General features: G+C 41.1%; 17 protein-coding genes and 2 pseudogenes. 18 read left to right on the top strand and 1 reads right to left on the bottom strand.

What is annotated here, in order from left to right; genetic code table 11:
• Positions 1-67: 67 nt before the first annotated feature.
• The 13 genes and pseudogenes from JNUCC1_RS17435 (at position 68) to glnA (ending at position 14660) form a co-directional block, all read left to right on the top strand.
• Positions 68-328 (top strand): stage V sporulation protein S, encoded by a 261-nt coding sequence (locus tag JNUCC1_RS17435; protein WP_156646926.1) that lies wholly within the window; start codon positions 68-70, stop codon positions 326-328.
• A gap of 222 nt (positions 329-550) precedes the next feature.
• Entirely contained in the window at positions 551-2110 is a 1560-nt protein-coding gene (miaB, locus tag JNUCC1_RS17430; RefSeq protein WP_156646924.1) for a tRNA (N6-isopentenyl adenosine(37)-C2)-methylthiotransferase MiaB, read from the top strand.
• Between the two features lies 1 nt (position 2111).
• Positions 2112-2543 (top strand): RicAFT regulatory complex protein RicA family protein, encoded by a 432-nt coding sequence (locus JNUCC1_RS17425; RefSeq protein ID WP_156646922.1) that lies wholly within the window; start codon positions 2112-2114, stop codon positions 2541-2543.
• Positions 2544-2681: 138 nt separating this feature from the next.
• A complete protein-coding gene (locus JNUCC1_RS17420) occupies positions 2682-3245 on the top strand; it encodes an outer spore coat protein CotE (protein WP_156646920.1) in 564 nt (187 codons plus the stop codon).
• Positions 3246-3401: 156 nt separating this feature from the next.
• Positions 3402-5975, top strand: coding sequence for a DNA mismatch repair protein MutS (gene mutS, locus JNUCC1_RS17415; protein WP_156646918.1), 2574 nt, complete (start codon positions 3402-3404; stop codon positions 5973-5975).
• Positions 5976-5996: 21 nt separating this feature from the next.
• Positions 5997-7843, top strand: a pseudogene (mutL, locus tag JNUCC1_RS17410) (DNA mismatch repair endonuclease MutL).
• A gap of 63 nt (positions 7844-7906) precedes the next feature.
• The gene (locus tag JNUCC1_RS17405; RefSeq protein WP_156646916.1) at positions 7907-8356 is read left to right on the top strand and encodes a Dps family protein; all 450 of its coding nucleotides are present in this window, start codon (positions 7907-7909) and stop codon (positions 8354-8356) included.
• 20 nt (positions 8357-8376) lie between these two features.
• Positions 8377-9312: a tRNA (adenosine(37)-N6)-dimethylallyltransferase MiaA gene (gene miaA, locus JNUCC1_RS17400; RefSeq protein WP_156646914.1), complete on the top strand. Its 936-nt coding sequence runs from the start codon at positions 8377-8379 to the stop codon at positions 9310-9312.
• A gap of 38 nt (positions 9313-9350) precedes the next feature.
• Positions 9351-9581, top strand: a complete 231-nt coding sequence (hfq, locus tag JNUCC1_RS17395; RefSeq protein ID WP_156646909.1) for an RNA chaperone Hfq — start codon at positions 9351-9353, stop codon at positions 9579-9581.
• A 116-nt stretch (positions 9582-9697) separates the two neighbouring features.
• Positions 9698-10636: an AAA family ATPase gene (locus JNUCC1_RS17390; protein WP_156646907.1), complete on the top strand. Its 939-nt coding sequence runs from the start codon at positions 9698-9700 to the stop codon at positions 10634-10636.
• 88 nt (positions 10637-10724) lie between these two features.
• Positions 10725-11980: pseudogene (locus tag JNUCC1_RS17385) on the top strand (hypothetical protein); the annotation flags it as partial.
• A complete protein-coding gene (locus JNUCC1_RS17380; RefSeq protein WP_331713851.1) occupies positions 11980-13254 on the top strand; it encodes a methionine gamma-lyase family protein in 1275 nt (424 codons plus the stop codon). The pseudogene JNUCC1_RS17385 and the gene JNUCC1_RS17380, both read left to right, overlap by 1 nt.
• Before the next feature lie 68 nt (positions 13255-13322).
• A complete protein-coding gene (gene glnA, locus JNUCC1_RS17375; RefSeq protein ID WP_156646905.1) occupies positions 13323-14660 on the top strand; it encodes a type I glutamate--ammonia ligase in 1338 nt (445 codons plus the stop codon).
• Between the two features lie 60 nt (positions 14661-14720).
• On the opposite strand, the gene lexA is transcribed toward glnA, so the two are convergent.
• A complete protein-coding gene (gene lexA, locus JNUCC1_RS17370; RefSeq protein ID WP_156646903.1) occupies positions 14721-15344 on the bottom strand; it encodes a transcriptional repressor LexA in 624 nt (207 codons plus the stop codon).
• Between the two features lie 266 nt (positions 15345-15610).
• Between lexA and JNUCC1_RS17365 the strand changes: the two genes are divergently transcribed.
• From JNUCC1_RS17365 to JNUCC1_RS17345, 5 genes are all read left to right on the top strand, one after another.
• Positions 15611-16249, top strand: coding sequence for a YneB family resolvase-like protein (locus JNUCC1_RS17365; protein WP_331713850.1), 639 nt, complete (start codon positions 15611-15613; stop codon positions 16247-16249).
• Positions 16250-16335: 86 nt separating this feature from the next.
• A complete protein-coding gene (locus tag JNUCC1_RS17360; protein WP_331713849.1) occupies positions 16336-16569 on the top strand; it encodes a DUF896 domain-containing protein in 234 nt (77 codons plus the stop codon).
• Between the two features lie 36 nt (positions 16570-16605).
• The gene (gene tkt / locus JNUCC1_RS17355) at positions 16606-18612 is read left to right on the top strand and encodes a transketolase (RefSeq protein WP_156646899.1); all 2007 of its coding nucleotides are present in this window, start codon (positions 16606-16608) and stop codon (positions 18610-18612) included.
• 492 nt (positions 18613-19104) lie between these two features.
• Positions 19105-19557 carry a sporulation inhibitor of replication protein SirA gene (sirA, locus tag JNUCC1_RS17350; RefSeq protein ID WP_156646897.1) on the top strand — a complete coding sequence of 151 codons (453 nt, stop codon included), beginning with the start codon at positions 19105-19107 and terminating at the stop codon, positions 19555-19557.
• A gap of 51 nt (positions 19558-19608) precedes the next feature.
• Positions 19609-19830 carry a YneF family protein gene (locus JNUCC1_RS17345; protein WP_156646895.1) on the top strand — a complete coding sequence of 74 codons (222 nt, stop codon included), beginning with the start codon at positions 19609-19611 and terminating at the stop codon, positions 19828-19830.
• Positions 19831-19847 lie beyond the last annotated feature (17 nt).

Below are 19847 nucleotides of genomic sequence, written 5' to 3'. Positions count from 1 at the left end.
GTAATAAGGCATGGGTCTCGAGAATATATTGACAATAGAATGGCAATATCAAAAGGAGGTACCAGGCATGGAAGTATTGAAAGTTTCAGCAAAATCAAATCCCAATTCAGTAGCGGGCGCACTTGCAAATGTATTACGGGAACGCGGCAAGGCAGAGATCCAGGCCATTGGCGCAGGAGCACTCAACCAATCCGTTAAAGCGGTTGCCATTGCACGTGGATTTGTTGCTCCAAGTGGTGTAGATCTGATATGTATCCCTGCTTTTACTGACATCATGATTGACGAGGAAGAGCGCACTGCCATTAAATTGATTATAGAACCAAGATAATCAATTTTAAGAAAAAAGTACCGTCACTTTTGGGCGGTACTTTTTTATTGGTATCAAAGCTTGTTGATATCGTTACAATTTTGCCACAGATATCTTGTTGTATGTTCGTTTAATAATGTTTAGGGTTGCGGTTTGCAGGTGTTTATTGTTATATTTATAATTAGGTCTTTTACTACATTGTTCATTAAAGAAATGTTTATATAAAGAAAAAGAGGTGTCATAATGAACGAAAAGCAGCGTAAAGAACAAGCTCAAATCAGTGATCCGCGACCTGTATCCGATCAGGATAAGTCATTATCCGAAAAGACATCCGCTGATTTTGCCAAATACTTTGAAACCACTTATGAACCACCCAATATTAATAAAGCAAGAAAGCGTGGTCGGGAACATGTGGAAGTTCATTACGATTTCACCATTCCCGATGAAATGAAACAGATTGGGAAAGGTAAAAAGTTTCTGATCAGAACATATGGCTGTCAGATGAACGAGCATGATACTGAAGTCATGGCTGGTATTTTTACAGAAATGGGCTATGAAGCCACTTCAGAAACGTCAGAAGCTGATATTATCCTTCTTAACACATGTGCGATCCGGGAAAATGCCGAAAACAAAGTCTTCGGTGAGATTGGCCATTTAAAACCTTTGAAACTTGAAAATCCTGATCTGATCATTGGTGTTTGCGGCTGTATGTCCCAACAAGAATCAGTCGTGAACCGGATTTTGAAAAAACATCAGCATGTCGACTTAATATTTGGAACGCATAACATTCACCGTCTGCCACATCTTGTAAAAGAAGCCATGTTCGGAAAGGCGCAGGTTGTCGAAGTATGGTCCAAAGAAGGGGACATTATCGAGAACCTGCCAAAAGTCCGTCACGGAAAGATTAAAGCATGGGTTAATATTATGTATGGCTGTGATAAGTTCTGCACCTATTGCATCGTACCTATGACAAGAGGCAAAGAACGAAGCAGACACCCCGAGGATATCATTCAGGAAGTCCGCCACTTGGCAGCACAAGGGTACAAAGAAATTACTGTACTTGGCCAAAACGTCAATGCGTATGGTAAAGACTTTGATGACCGGGAGTATAGATTTGGCGATCTTATGAATGACTTGTATAAAATCGATATTCCGCGTGTCCGCTTTACAACATCACATCCACGGGATTTTGATGACCATTTAATCGAAGTGCTTGCCCAAGGTGGCAACCTGCTGGACCACATTCACTTGCCTGTACAATCCGGATCGAGCGAAGTGCTTAAGAAAATGAACCGGAAATACACACGGGAATCCTATCTTGAACTGGTCGACAAGATCCGTGCAGCGATCCCAAATGCCACTCTGACCACTGATATCATTGTCGGTTTCCCTAATGAAACCGAAGAACAGTTTGAGGAGACAATGTCACTCGTGCGGGAAGTCGGATTTGAATCAGCTTATACTTTCATCTATTCACCACGCGACGGTACACCTGCTGCTCGCAAGAAAGATGATGTGCCTGAAAACGTAAAAAAAGAACGACTTTACCGCCTAAATGAACTTGTTAATCACCAATCAGCCGAAGCCATGAAAAAATATGCCGGACAGACGGTTAAAGTACTCGTTGAGGGTGAAAGCAAGAAAGACCCTAATGTTCTCGCCGGCTACACCGAAAAGAATAAACTGGTTAACTTCACAGGTCCGAAATCGGCCATAGGTGAGATTGTCGATGTCACCATCACACAAGCCAAAACGTGGTCTCTTGACGGCGTCATGGCAGAACAAACGATAGGAGCGAAATAACATGGCAGAATATACACGTAAGCAAGTCCTTGATGAAGCCAAACATTTGGCAAATATGATGGCCAACATGGAAGAAATTGATCGTTTTAAAGAGGTCGAGGCAAAACTCAACAGCAATCAAAAAGTTCAGCAAATGATTAAGCGTATCAAAGCGTTACAAAAGCAAGCTGTCAACTTTCAGGCCTATGAAAAGACAGAAGCATTGCAAAAAGTTGAAGCAGAAATTGATCGTCTGCAAACTGAATTGGATGAAATCCCCGTTGTAAAAGAATTCAAGGACATTCAATTGCTTGTGAATGACGTTCTTCAGTTGGTGTCAGGAACCATTGCAAGAGAAGTGACCAACCATGTCATTAGATCCACTGGAGGCGACTTGCTATCAGGTGAAACAGGATCGAAAGTGGCCAATAGCACAGCATGCAGCTTTAAATAATCACTGCCCGGATGATCTGTTCATCCGGGTGTTTTTATCCTGTTACCTCAGCCGTATTTACCTCTTTAAATGTGAAGTATGCACTTTAGGTGTTTGCCTTGCATAATATGACTATGAAAAAGAGGAGGTAAACGCGATATGAGTTTTTTGGATAAACAATATAGAGAGGTCATTACAAGAGCAGTGTGCGGGAAAGGGCGCAAGTTCACACAAGCAACCCATACCATTTCACCTTCCCACAGGCCTTCAAGTATTCTAGGCTGCTGGGTCATCAACCACCTCTACAACGCCAAGAAGATATCGGAAGACACAGTGGAAATCAATGGCAGTTACGACATAAACGTCTGGTATTCTTTCAACGACAACACCAAAACAGAGGTCGTGACAGAACGCATCACGTATTGTGATTATGTGCCATTATCCGTTAAGGATGAGCAGTGCATCGGCGATGACTTTGATGTTGTGGCCAAAGTTGTACAGCAACCCAATTGCCTGGAGTGCAGCATTTCCAAAGATGATCACAAAATCAACGTTGAGGTTGAGCGGGAATTTATTGTTCAAGTCATTGGCGACACAAAGATTTATGTAAAGGTTGCTCCAAAAGAATATGCTCATGAAGAAGATGATGACGAATGGGATTTTGAGTTAACCGATGATGAATTAAAAGATGTCAATCCGAATTTCTTTCCCCATAAAGACTAAACGTTCTGTGAGAGAGGCTTCTCTCTCGCAGATTTTTTATTTTGCGTTTGGCCAAGCTGTCAGAAAGCAGACGATCATTCGGCTTCGTTTTGTCATCTATGATATAATGAAGCTATTAAATCAGACAGAATTATAATGGATTGCCGGGGGTTAACGATGTCAAAGCAAACACCAATGATGCAGCAATATTTAAAGATTAAAGCAGAACACCAGGATGCTTTTTTGTTTTTTCGTCTAGGTGATTTCTATGAAATGTTTTTTGACGATGCTGTTAAAGCTGCACGCGAACTTGAAATTACGCTGACAAAACGGGATTCTGGTAAAAAAGACGCCGTCCCCATGTGCGGTGTTCCCTACCATTCAGCTGAGAATTATATCAAAACGCTTGTTGAGAAAGGTTATAAAGTTGCCATTTGTGAACAAGTGGAGGATCCAAAGGTTGCAAAAGGCGTGGTTAAACGCGAAGTCATTCAGTTAATCACACCGGGAACCATCATGGAATCAGGTATGCTAAATGAGAAAGAAAACAATTACATCGCAAGTTTATCACATTTTAATGATCAGTCTTTCGTAATTGTTTATAATGACCTGTCTACGGGTGAGAACACACTCGTTTTAATTGATCACGGTTGGAGTGCTGTGGTTCATGAATTGTATAATAGACAAATCCGGGAGATCGTTGTATCTTCTGATTTGCCAAAAGATATGCAGGACGATCTCAGGAATACCTTAAACATTATGCTCTCCTTTCAAGATGAGACCACATTTAATGCTGAATACCGCGCTCTATGCCAAGATATTCATGATCATCGGCTCATGGAAGCTTTCAGCAGACTGTTAAATTACATTCAACATACTCAAAAACGTTCTCTTGATCATTTACAGCCTGCTGAAATGATCACACTGAAAGATTATTTGACACTTGATATGTACTCTAAACGCAATCTTGAGCTCACAGAAACACTCATGAAGAAGAAGCGGCATGGCAGCCTGCTTTGGGTGCTCGATCGAACCATTACAGCAATGGGGTCCAGACAACTGAAAAAATGGCTTGAGCGACCACTTTTAAATCAAGCAGCCATTGAAAAGCGTTTGGATTATGTTGAAGGATTTATGGAAGGATTTATGGAAAGAGATACATTGAGAGAACGCTTGAAAAATATTTATGACCTTGAGCGTTTAGCAGGACGTGTTTCTTTTGGGAATGTTAATGCCAGGGATTTATTACAGCTCAAACAATCGCTTCAAAAAATTCCTGATCTTAAACACACGCTTGGTCAGTTTCCAAGCCAGAAGATTCAAGAGCTTGGCGCAAAGCTTACATATCCCGAGCATGTTCTTAATCTGCTGGAAGAGAGCCTGAATCCTAACCCGCCAATCTCTCTAAAAGAGGGCCAGCTGATCAAAGACGGGTATCATGATGAGCTTGACACCTATAGAGATGCTTCACGTAATGGAAAAGAATGGATTGCTGCTCTTGAAAAGAGGGAAAAAGAGGATACCGGTATTAGATCTCTGAAGGTGGGATATAACAGAGTATTCGGATATTATATAGAAGTATCTAAAGCCAATCTGCATATTCTTCCTGAGGGGCGATATGAACGCAAACAGACATTAACCAATGCCGAGCGTTTTATCACACCGGAATTAAAAGAAAAGGAGCAACTGATCCTTGAAGCTGAAGATCGGATTATTGATCTTGAGTATGAACTGTTTATCCAGATTAGAGATGAGATTAAATCTTATATTAAAGATCTGCAGGACCTTGCAGAACAAGTCAGTGAGATCGACGTTCTTCAAGCCTTTGCAACTGTTAGTGAAACCAATCACTATACACGGCCAAACTTCACTTTAAATACAATTCAAATCAAAGAAGCGCGCCATCCCGTAGTAGAGCAGGTCATGAACGATGATATCTATGTGCCTAACGATGTTTATATGGATGGCGAACGTAATATGCTGCTTATTACCGGTCCGAACATGTCGGGTAAAAGCACGTATATGAGACAACTCGCACTCATCTCTATCATGGGCCAGATTGGTTGTTTCGTCCCTTGTGAATCGGCTGACCTGACCATTTTCAATCAAATATTCACCCGCATCGGTGCGGCTGATGATTTAGTATCTGGCAAGAGCACTTTCATGGTTGAAATGCTGGAAGCACGGCATGCCATTGCCAATGCTACTGAGAATAGCCTGATTTTACTTGATGAAATCGGACGCGGGACAAGCACTTATGATGGCATGGCACTTGCCCAGGCAATCGTGGAATATATTCACGACCAAATTGGAGCAAAAACGTTATTTGCAACCCATTACCATGAACTGACAAGTCTTGAGAACCAATTGTCCGGGTTGAAAAACATTCATGTTAAAGCAGAAGAATACGAGGGCAAAGTTGTATTTCTTCATCAAATTAAAGATGGTCCGGCTGATAAAAGCTACGGCATTCATGTTGCTAAATTAGCTGATTTACCTGATGCTCTCATTGAACGCGCTACATCTATCTTGCATAAACTCGAAAAAAACGGAGAAAAACCTGAACAGGAATCAGCCCAGCTTACTTTATTTCCTGTTGAAGAGACGAAACCAAAACAAGGTAAAATATCTGGAGAAGAACAAGCGGTTGCAGAACAATTAGCTGATATGGACTTATTTGATATGACACCGATGGATGCGATGAACGCTTTATATCGTTTGCAAAAACGTGTTAAAAAATCAAAAGTTTAATAGGTTGAAAGGAAGGTATACATGTCAATTATTTTAATGCCTGACAGCCTTGCCAATAAAATAGCAGCCGGGGAAGTGGTTGAACGACCTGCTTCTGTAATCAAAGAGCTTGTAGAAAATAGCATCGATGCAGACAGTTCATGGATTAAGATTGAAACATTTGAAGCAGGCCTGGAGAAAATTCGACTTGTGGATAATGGAAGGGGCATGTCTGAAGAAGATGTTGAACGTGCGTTTTTACGTCATGCTACAAGTAAAATAAAAAGTGAGGCTGAACTTTTCCATGTGCGGTCACTCGGTTTTCGCGGTGAAGCACTGGCGAGTATCGCTGCGGTTAGTCGTATAATGGTTAAGTCCTCTGAAGGACATCAAGCCGGAACGACCTTGACGATGGAGGGGGCAAGGTTATTGGCAAGACAAAAAGCGATGCAAGACAAGGCACAGAGATGGTGGTTGAAGACTTGTTCTTTAATACACCGGCAAGATTAAAATATATGAAAAGCCTTCATACAGAGCTCGGTCATATTACAGAACTGTTGAATCGTTTTGCATTATCTCACCCGAATATTCGTTTCGAGGTGTTTCATAATGGAAACCAGCTGTTCCGCACAACTGGTTCAGGCGATATGCTCCAAGCCATTTCAAATGTATATGGGATGAAAGTAGCCCGGCAAATGCTTCCGGTAGCAAACACTTCCTTAGATTTCACCTTAAAAGGATATATTGGAAAACCGGAATTAACCCGTGCTTCAAGAAACTATATTACGATGATCATTAACGGGCGTTACATCAAAAATTATCGTCTAACACAAGCGATTGCACAGGGTTATCATACAATGCTTCCAATTGGACGGCATCCTATTGTCGTTCTGGCAATTGATATGGATCCGGTTCTGGTCGACGTTAATGTGCATCCATCAAAATTACAAGTACGCTTCAGCAAAGAAAAAGAACTCGAAGCCTTAGTACAGGAAACCATCAAACAAACATTACAGAAAACAAATTTGATTCCGGAAATGCAGCATACCCCCCGGGAAAAACCGCGGTCTGTTCAGCCGCAGTTTGTGTTTGAAGAGACAAAACGACACAGCTTTGAAAAAGAAGAGCCAGAGGATCCAGCATCATCTCTAAACGATACATCCTCACATAAGGAGCCTATTCAAACGAACAAGACTGATATCGAATATGCTTGGGAGCCGGAGTCCAAGACACCTCAAGAAAAACCACATACATGGCCAGAACCAACTGTTCAGGCACATGAAGAATCCGAGGTGAAAGATGCTCAACGTGTCCCGCCCATGTATCCGATTGGACAATTGCATGGCACCTACATTCTCGCTGAGAACGATAATGGCTTATATATGATTGATCAGCATGCTGCCCAAGAACGTATTAAATATGAACATTTCAAGAAACAGTTGGGCAAACCAGAAAATGAACTTCAAGACTTGCTGATTCCTCTAACATTTGATTTTTCAGGTCAGGAAAAAATCTTTATCGATAATAACAGATCCAAGCTGGAAGCCATCGGCCTTTACTTTGAAGAATTTGGACCCCAATCTTATGTGATTCGCTCCCACCCAAACTGGTTCCCAAAAGGACAGGAAGAGTCAATCATTCGCGATATGGTGGAACAAATCATGCAAAAAGATATGATGGATATCGAAACAATACGTGAAGAAGCTGCAATAATGATGTCATGCAAGCGATCAATCAAGGCCAACCATCATTTAAATATCACAGACATGACGCACCTACTGGAAAGTTTACGCAAAGCCGAGAACCCATACACATGCCCACACGGGCGCCCAGTAATCATCCATTTCACATCATATGAACTTGAGAAGATGTTCAAACGGGTAATGTAATGGGTATATCGTACCCAGTTTGTGTCTAAACTGATACAAAATTGTGTGCGAGGTGTCTTCTTAATGGAACAACAACCACTTATCAACTTTTTAAATCAACTGTTATCGAATCAATTTGTATTGTATGTAAAGCTGCACCGGTATCACTGGTTCATTCAAGGACAGCATTTCTTTGAACTCCACAGGCTGTTTGAGTCGTTGTATAAAGAAACTGCACAGCAGCTTGACGATGTTGCTGAACGAATACTGGCCATAGACGGCAAGCCACTTGCCACTATGGCAAAATTCCTTGAAGAGTCAACACTTGTTGAGGCATCGGCTGATGATACAGAGACGGAAATCATTCATCAGCTGCAAACGGATTATGAAACCCTGGTTCATGAAATCCGTGAAACAGGGCTGCCTCTTGCTGACAAAGATGGCGATGAACCAAGCACAGATCTTCTTGTATCATTACAAGGTATTTACGAAAAACACTTGTGGATGCTTAAAGCTTACCAGGAAGAAAAATAAACCACTACAGGGGAATATTGATGAAGACCAAAATCATTTCGGTCGTTGGGCCGACAGGGGTCGGAAAAACGGAACTTGGGATAGAAATAGCTAAACGATTTAATGGTGAAATCATTAGTGGGGATGCCATGCAAGTCTATAAAGGGATGGACATTGGGACTGCGAAGGTTACGCCTGATGAAATGCAAGGCATCCCCCATTATTTAATAGATATTAAATCACCAGATGAAGGTTTTACCGTAGCTGACTTTAAAGAAAATGTAAAACGTAGCATCGATCATATTACACAAAAAGAAAAATTGCCGATTATTGTAGGCGGAAGTGGACTATATGTCCAATCAGTACTGTATGATTATCAATTCTTAAGTGAGCGGCGAGACCCTGTATTCACTGAAAAGCTAGAAGCTCAGGTTAAATCAGATGGGGTCCATGCCATCTACAATCAGCTAATGAATGCGGATCCCGAACAAGCAAAAAAAATCCATCCCAATAATTACAGACGCGTTATCCGTGCACTGGAAATTTATAAAACAACGGGGCTTACCATGACACAGCTCCATCAGCAGCAAACTGTCCACTCTCCATACCAACCCTTTGTAATTGGGCTGGAAATGGAACGAGAAATTCTTTATGAGCGTATTAATGCTCGTGTGGATCTTATGTTGAGAAATGGCTTAATGGATGAAGTACTTAAGCTGTATCATGCCGGTTATGAGAACACACAATCCATGCAGGCAATTGGTTATAAGGAATTAATACCATGGATAAAGAATGAACGGTCTCTAGAAGAATCCACCGAATTATTGAAACGTAATTCAAGAAGGTATGCCAAACGTCAATATACGTGGTTTAAGAATAAAATGAATGTACATTGGTATTCTATTGAACCAACTCAAAAAAGAAATACTTGGTCAACTATTTTTAGTGATTTAGAAGGATTTTTACAAGATATGTAGAAATAGTATAAATATAGATAGAAAAGAGGAGGAGAACGATGGCACAGCAAATTAACATTCAAGATCAATATCTGAATCAACTCAGAAAGAATCACGTCCCTGTTACGCTATTTTTGACAAACGGTTTTCAATTAAGAGGTACAGTTAAAGGGTTTGATAACTTTACAGTCTTATTTGATATTGACGGAAAGCAACAACTGATTTTTAAACACGCCATTTCAACATTTGCCCCAGTTAAAAATGTAACGCTTGATTTGAATGAACAATAGGTTTAACCAAACGGACGCTTTGTCGTCCGTTTTTTTGTTTTTTAAAAAGATATCATCTGGGCATTTATCACACCTTTCATCTGTATTGCGTAAGATGTGGTGAACGAGGTGATGAAATGGAAACGCAACTCAAAAGTGAACGAAACGGCCAAATTAATATCGTATTACAAGATCGACATATAATGAGATCGCATCATGAATCCGTTCAACAGGAACAAAAAAAAGATCCTTTCACTAACATTGATCAAGCATTCACATCTTTTATCGGACTCCATGATCTTAAACAGTCCATTAAGGAAATTTATGCTGTTAAAATGATAAATGAAAAGCGTGGGAATTTCGGTCTTAAGCACACAAATCAAGTACTTCATATGTTATTTAAAGGTAATCCGGGAACAGGGAAAACAACAATGGCTCGAAAGCTCGCCGAATTATATCACAACATGAATTTGCTTTCCAAAGGACATCTCATTGAAGCCGAAAGAGCGGATTTAGTCGGGGAGTACATCGGTCAGACCGCTCAAAAAACAAAAGCCATCGTTAAAAAAGCGATGGGAGGCATTTTGTTTGTTGATGAAGCCTATTCCTTGGGGCGCGGCGGCGAGAAGGATTTCGGTAAAGAAGCAATTGATACGCTTGTAAAGCATATGGAAGACCATCACAATGATTTTGTCCTCATTCTAGCAGGCTATCCGTATGAAATGGAGCGTTTTCTCACTCTGAATCCAGGATTAAAGTCTCGTTTCCCTTTTATTGTTGAATTTAAGGACTATGATACTGAACAGCTTATTGAAATTGCAGAAAGAATGGCGCAGGAGAGAGAATACAAATTGACCAGGGAAGCAAAGTGGGTATTAAAGGCCCAAATCAAACAAGAATTGTTGCAAAAAAAGATTAACTTTGCGAACGCTCGATATATCCGTAATATCATAGAACATGCAATTCGTATGCAGGCAATGAGACTCATGATGCACAACCACGTTTCGCATGAAGATTTAATTCATCTGACTGCCCCCGACTTTAAATTAGATACGTTAAAAAGTCTAAGTGAATGATTTATGCTTTGTGAAGCTCGCTTTTCTTTGCTATCATGATTTATATGTGTCGGATAAACAATCACATAAATAAATACATGACATTGAAATGAGGGCTTCATCCATGATTAAACAAAGAATACTTGCCTTGGGTGTACTCAAACAATCACAAGATGAATCTGGGTTTTATTCGTCGCTTGAAGAGCTTACCTCCTTATGCGAAACAGCTGGAGGCACAGTGGAAAATGTGATAACTCAAAAACGGGAGAAAGTTCATTCAGCACTTTATATCGGAAAAGGGAAAATCGCTGAGGTTCAAAGTGCAATAGAAACACATAACATTGAATTAATTGTGGCAAATGATGAGCTTTCCCCGAGTCAATCCAGAAATTTAAATGATGAATTAAGTGTGCCAATTATTGACCGAAGTCAGCTCATTTTGGATATTTTCGCTCAAAGAGCAAAAACAAAAGAGGGCAAAATGCAAGTTGAGCTGGCTCAGCTTGAATATATGCTGCCGCGGTTGCGGGGCAGGGTGTTTTAATGTCCCGACTTGGCGCAGGAATTGGGACACGTGGACCTGGTGAGACAAAACTTGAAACCGATCAACGTCATATTAGAAGAAGAATTCATGATATCAAACGAAGGCTTGACGCTGTCGTAAAGCAACGGGAGCAATACCGTAAACGTCGAAAATCAAATGATATGTTTCAAATTGCTGTAGTAGGGTATACGAATGCAGGGAAATCCACTTTATTTAACCGGCTCACAACAAGCCACACATTAGAAGAGGATCAACTTTTTGCAACCCTTGATCCATTAACAAGGGAAATTCGTATGCCTTCTGGATTACAGACACTTATTACAGACACCGTTGGCTTTATTCAAGATTTGCCGACCACCCTAATTGCTGCATTTCGTTCAACTCTGGAAGAAGTTGCAGAAGCAGATTTTATTATTCATGTTGTGGATGTGTCTAATCCAGATCTTGAGCAGCAGCAAAAAACAGTTCACGATTTATTAAAGGAATTAAATGCTGACACTGTTCCAATGCTGATGGTTTACAATAAAAAAGATTTAATATCCGAAACCTTTATTCCTGCACACCATCCCAATATATTGATCAGTGCTTATGAAGAAACAGATGTGCAACAGATGCTTCATAAAATAGAAACCATTCTGACGGAAGAATGGACACGCTACAATGTCACAATAGAGCCTAATGAAGGCGACATTTTAAATAAGCTTAAACGTGATTCAATCGTCACATTTCATACTTTTGACGAAGACAAACAAGTATACATTGTCTCCGGTTATATTCGAAGTAATCACCCGTTGAACGGCATACTAAAGGAGAAGACAACGTGATCGATCATTATGCAAATCAAGCAGAACAGGACTGTAAACCACAACACGAAGCGATTAACAAAATGACAGAAACCAATCAAAAACGTGTGCTGGACGCTTTTAAGCAGCACCGCATCAGTGACAGCCATTTTCATTCAACAAGTGGATATGGATACGATGATATGGGAAGAGAAGGACTGGAAGCAATTTATGCAGAGATATTTGGAGGAGAGGATGCTTTAGTCAGACCTCAAATTGTCTCCGGAACCCATGCAATCTCAACTGCTTTATCGGGTATGCTCCGACCAGGAGATGAATTGTTGTATATCACCGGACACCCTTATGACACACTAGAAGAAGTTATTGGTACACGTGGCGCTGCTCACGGTTCTTTGAAGGACTTTGGTGTTTCGTATAATGAAGTGCCATTAGCCGAAAATGGCTCGATTGATTTTGATGGTGTCAGAGCCGCCATCAATGGTCAAACAAAAGTGATTGGCATCCAGCGGTCAAAAGGATATGATGACAGACCTTCCTTTACAATACACGATATCGCTCAGATGGTCGCGTTTGTTAAGAACATTGATGAAAGCCTGATTGTTTTTGTGGACAACTGTTATGGAGAGTTTGTTGAGGATCAGGAACCACTTCATATCGGTGCTGATGTGATTGCCGGTTCACTTATTAAGAACCCTGGAGGCGGTATCGTACGTGCAGGCGGATATATTGTTGGACGTCACGATTTAATTGAGCAATGTGCCAATCGGCTGACTGCGCCTGGACTTGGTAAGGAAACAGGCGCAACATTCAATATGCTTCAGGAAATGTATCAAGGGCTCTTCCTTGCCCCTCTGATTGTGTCAGAAGCGCTTAAAGGGGCTGTGTTCACCTCACGCTTTTTGGAATTGCTAGGGTTTAAGACAATGCCACATTATCAGGCGAAGCGAACAGATTTAATTCAATCTGTTGAGCTGGGGGACAAAGATCTTATGATTGCTTTATGTCAGGGTATACAAACGCACTCACCCGTCAATTCTTTTGTTGCTCCATTTCCGAGTGCGATGCCAGGATATGACCACGATGTGATTATGGCTGCAGGTACTTTTATTCAGGGTTCCAGCATAGAATTGTCTGCAGATGGACCCGTCATACCGCCTTATATGGTTTTTCTCCAGGGCGGACTCACCTATGCACATGTTAAAATCGCTGTCATTCAAACGATTAAGGATTTAACAGATCAAGGGTATTCCTTTCAAGGAAGCCAGCCGGAAAGGAGCGGGAAGTATTCCTGAATTCGCATAACTGATCCCACTGACACCAGAATCTAAAGACGATTTGAAATTAATTAGGAGGAAAACGGATGAGTTCCCGATTATCAAAAGAAGAAATATATGCCATTATTAAAGAAGAAAATGTACGCTTCATTCGACTTCAATTCACAGACATGCTCGGTACGATCAAAAATGTGGAGATCCCACTCAGTCAACTTGATAAAGCTTTAGATAATAAGATGATGTTTGATGGCTCTTCCATCGAGGGTTTTGTTAGAATTGAAGAATCTGATATGTATTTGTACCCGGACCTCGACTCTTTTGTGGTGTTCCCATGGACATCTGACAAAGGTAAAGTAGCAAGATTTATTTGTGATATCTTTAACCCTGATGGAACACCTTTTGAAGGTTGTCCACGATATACACTTAAACGAAACCTGAAAAAAATGGAAGAATTGGGGTATTCAGCCTTCAATATTGGAACAGAACCGGAATTTTTCTTATTTAAACTGGATCAATATGGTGAACCATCTCTTGAACTTAATGACAGAGGCGGCTATTTCGACCTGGGACCAACTGACCTGGGAGAAAGCTGCCGCAGAGATATCGTGCTTGAACTGGAAGAAATGGGATTTGAGATTGAGGCTTCCCACCATGAGGGCGCTCCTGGACAACATGAAATTGACTTTAAGTATTCAGATGCAATAAAACATTGTGATGACATTCAAACCTTTAAATTGGTTGTTAAAACAATTGCTAGAAAGCATAATTTACATGCGACATTTATGCCAAAGCCTCTTTTTGGTGTACATGGCTCTGGAATGCATGTCAATATGTCCTTATTCAAGGATGGAGAGAATGTATTTTACGATACATCTAAAGAGCTACAGCTCAGTGATGATGCACATTACTTTACTGCGGGACTCTTGCGTCATGCCAAAAATTATACAGCTGTAACCAACCCGACCGTCAATTCATACAAGCGCTTAGTGCCTGGCTATGAAGCTCCTTGCCATGTGGCGTGGTCCGCTTTTAACCGGAGTCCACTCGTGCGTATTCCTTATTCAAGAGGATTAAGCACACGTGTTGAATTGCGCAGTGTCGATCCAACAGCTAACCCATATATGGCTATGTCTGTGCTGCTGGCATCCGGTCTTGATGGAATCCGCAATCAAATAACACCGCCTGAATCAATTGATCAAAACGTTTATGAAATGACGGAACAAGAACGTCAAGAAAACGGGATCGAAACGTTACCTGCAACCTTAATGGACGCCTTAAAAGAATTACAAAATGATACAATCATTCAAACAGCTTTAGGCAACCACTTATACGAACATTTTATCGAAGCAAAACAAATTGAGTGGGACATGTTCCGGACAACGGTTCACCCATGGGAAAGAGAACAGTACTTGACTATGTATTAAACCTAAAAAGACCGGGCAAAAGATATTTTCTTTTGCCCGGTCTTTTTATATGCATATCATTTAATGAATCGTTCTGTATAAACCGACGACTTTACCAAGGATTGAAACATCGGAATAGATAAGCGGCTCCATTGTTTCATTTTCCGGCTGCAGCCTGATATGATCTTTTTCTTTATAAAATCGCTTGACGGTCGCTTCATCCTCTGCTGTCATTGCAACAATAATATCACCGTTGTTCGCCGTATTCTGCTGCTTGACAATGACTCTGTCACCTTCCAAAATCCCAGCTTCGATCATACTGTCGCCTTCGATAACAAGAACAAACACCTCATCATCTGCCCCTGCAGTTGATTGAGGCAGCGGTATGAATTCTTCAATATTTTCCACTGCTGTAATCGGTACCCCCGCAGTTACCTTACCAATTACAGGCGCGTATAAAGCGGATTCTCTCACGATACTTGGATCAGCATAGGGATCAAGCAATTCAATCGCACGTGGTTTTGTCGGATCCCTTCTGATGTAGCCTTTCTTTTCAAGACGCGACAAATGGCCGTGTACGGTAGAACTTGAAGCGAGTTCCACTGCCTTGGCAATTTCCCTCACAGATGGCGGATACCCTTTCTGTTGTACTTCATCTCTTATAAAATCAATGATTTTTTGTTGACGCGCTGAAAGTTTTTTCATTTCTTTAACGCCTCCCGCATATATTGTGAATACTTGTATTATAGCATTCTGAAACCCTGAAAGCAAACATTCGTTCGAAAAACGTTGACAAGAACTTTTGTTCGTCATATACTATGAATACGAACAAAAGTTCTTGACTTTGAAAGGGGATGAAGTGAGTGTTTGGCAATCTATCTAAAGTAGATGTATTCTATATGATAACGTTCATTTTAACATTAGTAGTATTGTATTTTGCGATGATCAATGCTTAAGAAGGGGTCTTTAACGTGAAAGCCATCATTTACTGCAGAGTCAGCACCCAAAAGAGCAGCCAGGAAACATCTCTTACACGACAAAAACATGAACTTACTGCTTTAGCAGAACGTTATCAAATGGATGTTGTTGATATTATTGAAGAAAAGGCCAGTGGCTATGACATTGAACGTGAAGGTGTCTTTAAACTGCTTGACCTTTTTTCTGAACACAAAGCAGACTGTCTTCTTATACAAGATGAAACCCGGCTTGGACGGGGAAATACAAAAATAGCTTTATTTCATCAATTGGACAAGCTCGAGATTTTAATTTATACGGCGATACATGATGGAAAGCTTGAAGTTTCCGAATCCGACTCCATGGTCCTTAAAATTGTGGGCGTTGTTGAAGAGTACCAGCGACGTATTCATAACATGAAAATAAAACGTGGAATGAAAAGAGCGGTTGAGCAGGGATACGAGCCAGCCAAGAACCTCAAAAACATTGAACACGCCCCAGGGAGAAGCCGAAAAGAGTTTCCAATTGAAGAAGTCATTCGCTTACGTGAAAAAAAATTGACATTTGAAGAGATTGCAACCACTTTGAACGGTCTCGGATTCCATGTTTCCAAAGCAACGGTTCACCGCCGATACAGAGAATATCATAATACTTGAATATAAGCCTTCCAAGGCTTAATATTAAAAAGCAGGGAGGTTTTCCACCCGGCTTTTTTTCACGGCTTAAACAGGAGGGTTCAAACGTGATTTCCAAAGATAAACTTAAGAGGATCAATGAACTAGCACATAAAGCAAAAAATGAAGGATTGACTGATGCAGAAGCTGAAGAACGTCAAACACTTCGGCAAGAATATCTAAAAAACGTACGTTCTTCATTTAAGAATCAACTTAAAACGATGACAGTTATTGATCCTGAGGGTAATGATGTCACACCAAAAAAAGTCAGAGAAATGCAGAGCAATGAAAAGAAACATTAATGTATCTATAGCTGCTCAAAGGAAAGGGGCATAATTATGGCAAATCAAATTGAACAAAAATCTATCAATACCATCCGAACATTATCGATCGATGCAATTGAACATGCAAGTTCAGGACATCCGGGGCTTCCAATGGGGGCTGCTCCAATGGCTTACACATTGTGGACAGAGTATATGACTCATAACCCTAAACATTCCAAATGGTTTAACAGGGACCGTTTCGTTCTGTCAGCAGGTCATGGTTCAATGCTGTTATACAGTCTGCTTCATTTATCAGGCTATGATGTGACGATCGATGATTTGAAATCGTTCCGTCAGTGGGACTCAAGAACCCCAGGACATCCTGAGGTACACCACACAGATGGGGTAGAAGCAACAACCGGCCCACTTGGACAAGGCTTTGGCATGTCAGTCGGAATGGCAATGGCAGAAGCTCACCTTTCTGCTTTGTATAATAAGAAAGATTTTCCTATTGTGGATCACTATACGTATGCACTTGTTAGTGATGGTGACCTTATGGAGGGGATCTCACACGAGGCTGCCTCACTTGCAGGCCATTTAGGACTTGGGAAATTGATTGCATTATATGATTCAAACGATATCTCATTAGATGGTGATTTAAACAGATCTTTCTCCGATGAAACAGCTAAGCGCTTTGAAGCCTATGGCTGGCAAGTGCTGCGTGTGGAAGATGGTAACAATATTAAAGATTTAAAGAAAACCATCGAAAAGGCACGCTCAAATACAACTCAGCCAACACTGATCGAGGTTAAAACTGTCATTGGTTATGGCTCACCTAATAAATCGGCATCTGCCGCTTCTCACGGTGCACCACTTGGAGCTGATGAAGTCAAGCTCACTAAAGAATATTACAAATGGACATATGACAAGGACTTCCATGTTCCCGAAGAAGTATATGATGATTTTAAATCGAAAGTCAAAGAACGTGGCCAGACTGCAGAAGAAGAATGGAACAAGTTATTTGAAGCTTACAAACAACAATATCCTGATTTAGGGAAGGAGTTGTCGTTGGCGATCAAAGGCGAACTGCCAAAAGACTGGGATAAGAATCTTCCAGTGTATGAGGCAGGAAAAGACAAACTTGCTACCCGTGCCTCTTCCGGAGAAGTTCTTAACGCAATCGCACAATCTGTACCTTATCTATTTGGTGGCAGTGCAGATCTGGCTGGTTCCAATAAAACGACAATTAACGATGTGGAAGACTTTTCCCGCAAGAATTATGCTGGAAGGAACATTTGGTTCGGCGTTCGAGAATTTGCCATGGCAGCTGCCTTAAATGGCATAATGTTGCATGGCGGTCTTAAAGCATATGCTGGCACCTTCTTTGTATTCAGCGACTACCTGCGTCCTGCAGTAAGACTATCTGCGATCATGAACAATCCTGCAACATTCGTCTTTACACATGACTCTATCGCTGTAGGTGAGGATGGTCCAACACATGAGCCTGTTGAACATCTCGCTTCCTTCAGGGCTATGCCAAACGTATCCTTAATTCGTCCCGCTGATGGGAATGAAACACAGGCTGCATGGCGTTTGGCGCTGGAGTCAACAGATAAACCAACCGCACTGGTTTTGACACGACAAGGCCTTCCAACACTTGAAGGGACAGCCCACAAAGCTTATGAGGGCGTTTCAAAAGGTGCGTATGTGTTAAGCCAAAGCGACAAAGAAACACCGGATGCTTTATTGATTGCAACCGGCTCAGAAGTGCAACTTGCCGTTCAGGCTCAAAAAGCACTGGCTGATAAAGGGATTGATGTGAATGTGATCAGTATGCCGTCCTGGGATCGATTTGAAGCACAAGATGATAGCTATAAAGACTCTGTCCTGCCTAAGAAGGTGAAAGCCCGCTTAGCCATTGAAATGGCAGCTTCTGTCGGCTGGGACAAATATGTTGGTGATCAGGGCGACGTGTTGGGCATCGATATGTTCGGAGCATCCGCTAAAGGAGACACCGTCATAGAAAATTACGGCTTTACCGTCGACAACGTTGTTAAACGAGTAGAATCATTAATCAAATAAACCCAAAAAGAGAGATGACCAAAACGTCATCTCTCTTTTTTTTAGTTAATCAACACAAAATTCGTAAACCGCGAAGTAACATATGACTGCCTCATGCGGCCGCTCGAGGAAAACACTGCGCTTTCCGAAGGTTGGTCTACTAAGACCGTCCTTTGCGGACAACGTCGACATCCTCTTGCCGGGGGAAGGAAGCTGACGCCGCGTCCACGGCAAAGAAGACACTTTGAAAGCGAACTTTTTGAACAGATGTCGCACTAGAGCTGTGATAAAGTTAAAACGACTTACCGCAGCGGAAATTACATTGCTATCATCCTGAGTGTGAGTCAAGTTTTCACTAGTTTGCAGTTTGGCTCAAAGGCGATGGTTGAGATAGGATCCGATGGTTTTTTGGGGTTCGTTGGGGTTTGACAAAAGTAGTAGTTTTTTGCGTCAGGATATGACAGCTTCTTTCTGTTATTTCATATATGGTAGGATCCATAGGGAGTGATTCTATTGAAAACATATTCAATTTTTCGGGTTAAAAAAGAAATTGCTATGTATTATGTTCACCAAGGGGACCTATTGCATCGATTTTTCAGTGATTGTGCGGAGCATCCCAATGATCCTATCCTGCAAAAACAATTTAACTATGTGACACATTCGATGCCCATAGATTTACTGCAAGAGCAAATGAACGTTCATCAACATCATCAGCCTCTTATATCAAACGAAAATAAACATATAATAGCCCAAGCAGACCATGTCCCAGTTCACGTCAACTTGCTGGATAGACAAATCATCTTTCAATGTGATATGCTCCATGAGGCTGAAACAAGCTTATTCCCATTGTTGCAAAGCTTGCAGCCGTTTTTATTTGTGTCAGGTCTCAATCATGATAATTATGGATGGATGTCCTCACCATATTATTTTAAACTGGACTATCCTAAACAAATATTGTATTCTTAACACGGAATGTCTATACTTTAAAAGAGACAACACGAAGGAGGAAAAGAAACAATGGACGTGATTTGGGTCGTACTCATAGCTATCGCAGCGCTTATTGCTGGTGTTGCTCTTGGATTTTTCATCGCAAGAAAATATATGATGAACTATTTGAAAAAGAACCCGCCAATTAACGAGCAAATGCTGCGTACATTAATGATGCAAATGGGGCAAAAGCCGTCTCAAAAGAAAATCAACCAAATGATGCGCGCTATGAACAATCAAGCAAACAAATAATTGTTGCACTTATACGA

It is taken from the genome of Lentibacillus sp. JNUCC-1 (genome assembly GCF_009741735.1).
Taxonomy (GTDB): Bacteria; Bacillota; Bacilli; order Bacillales; family Amphibacillaceae; genus Lentibacillus_B.
This window is presented reverse-complemented; position numbering and strand designations above follow the sequence as displayed.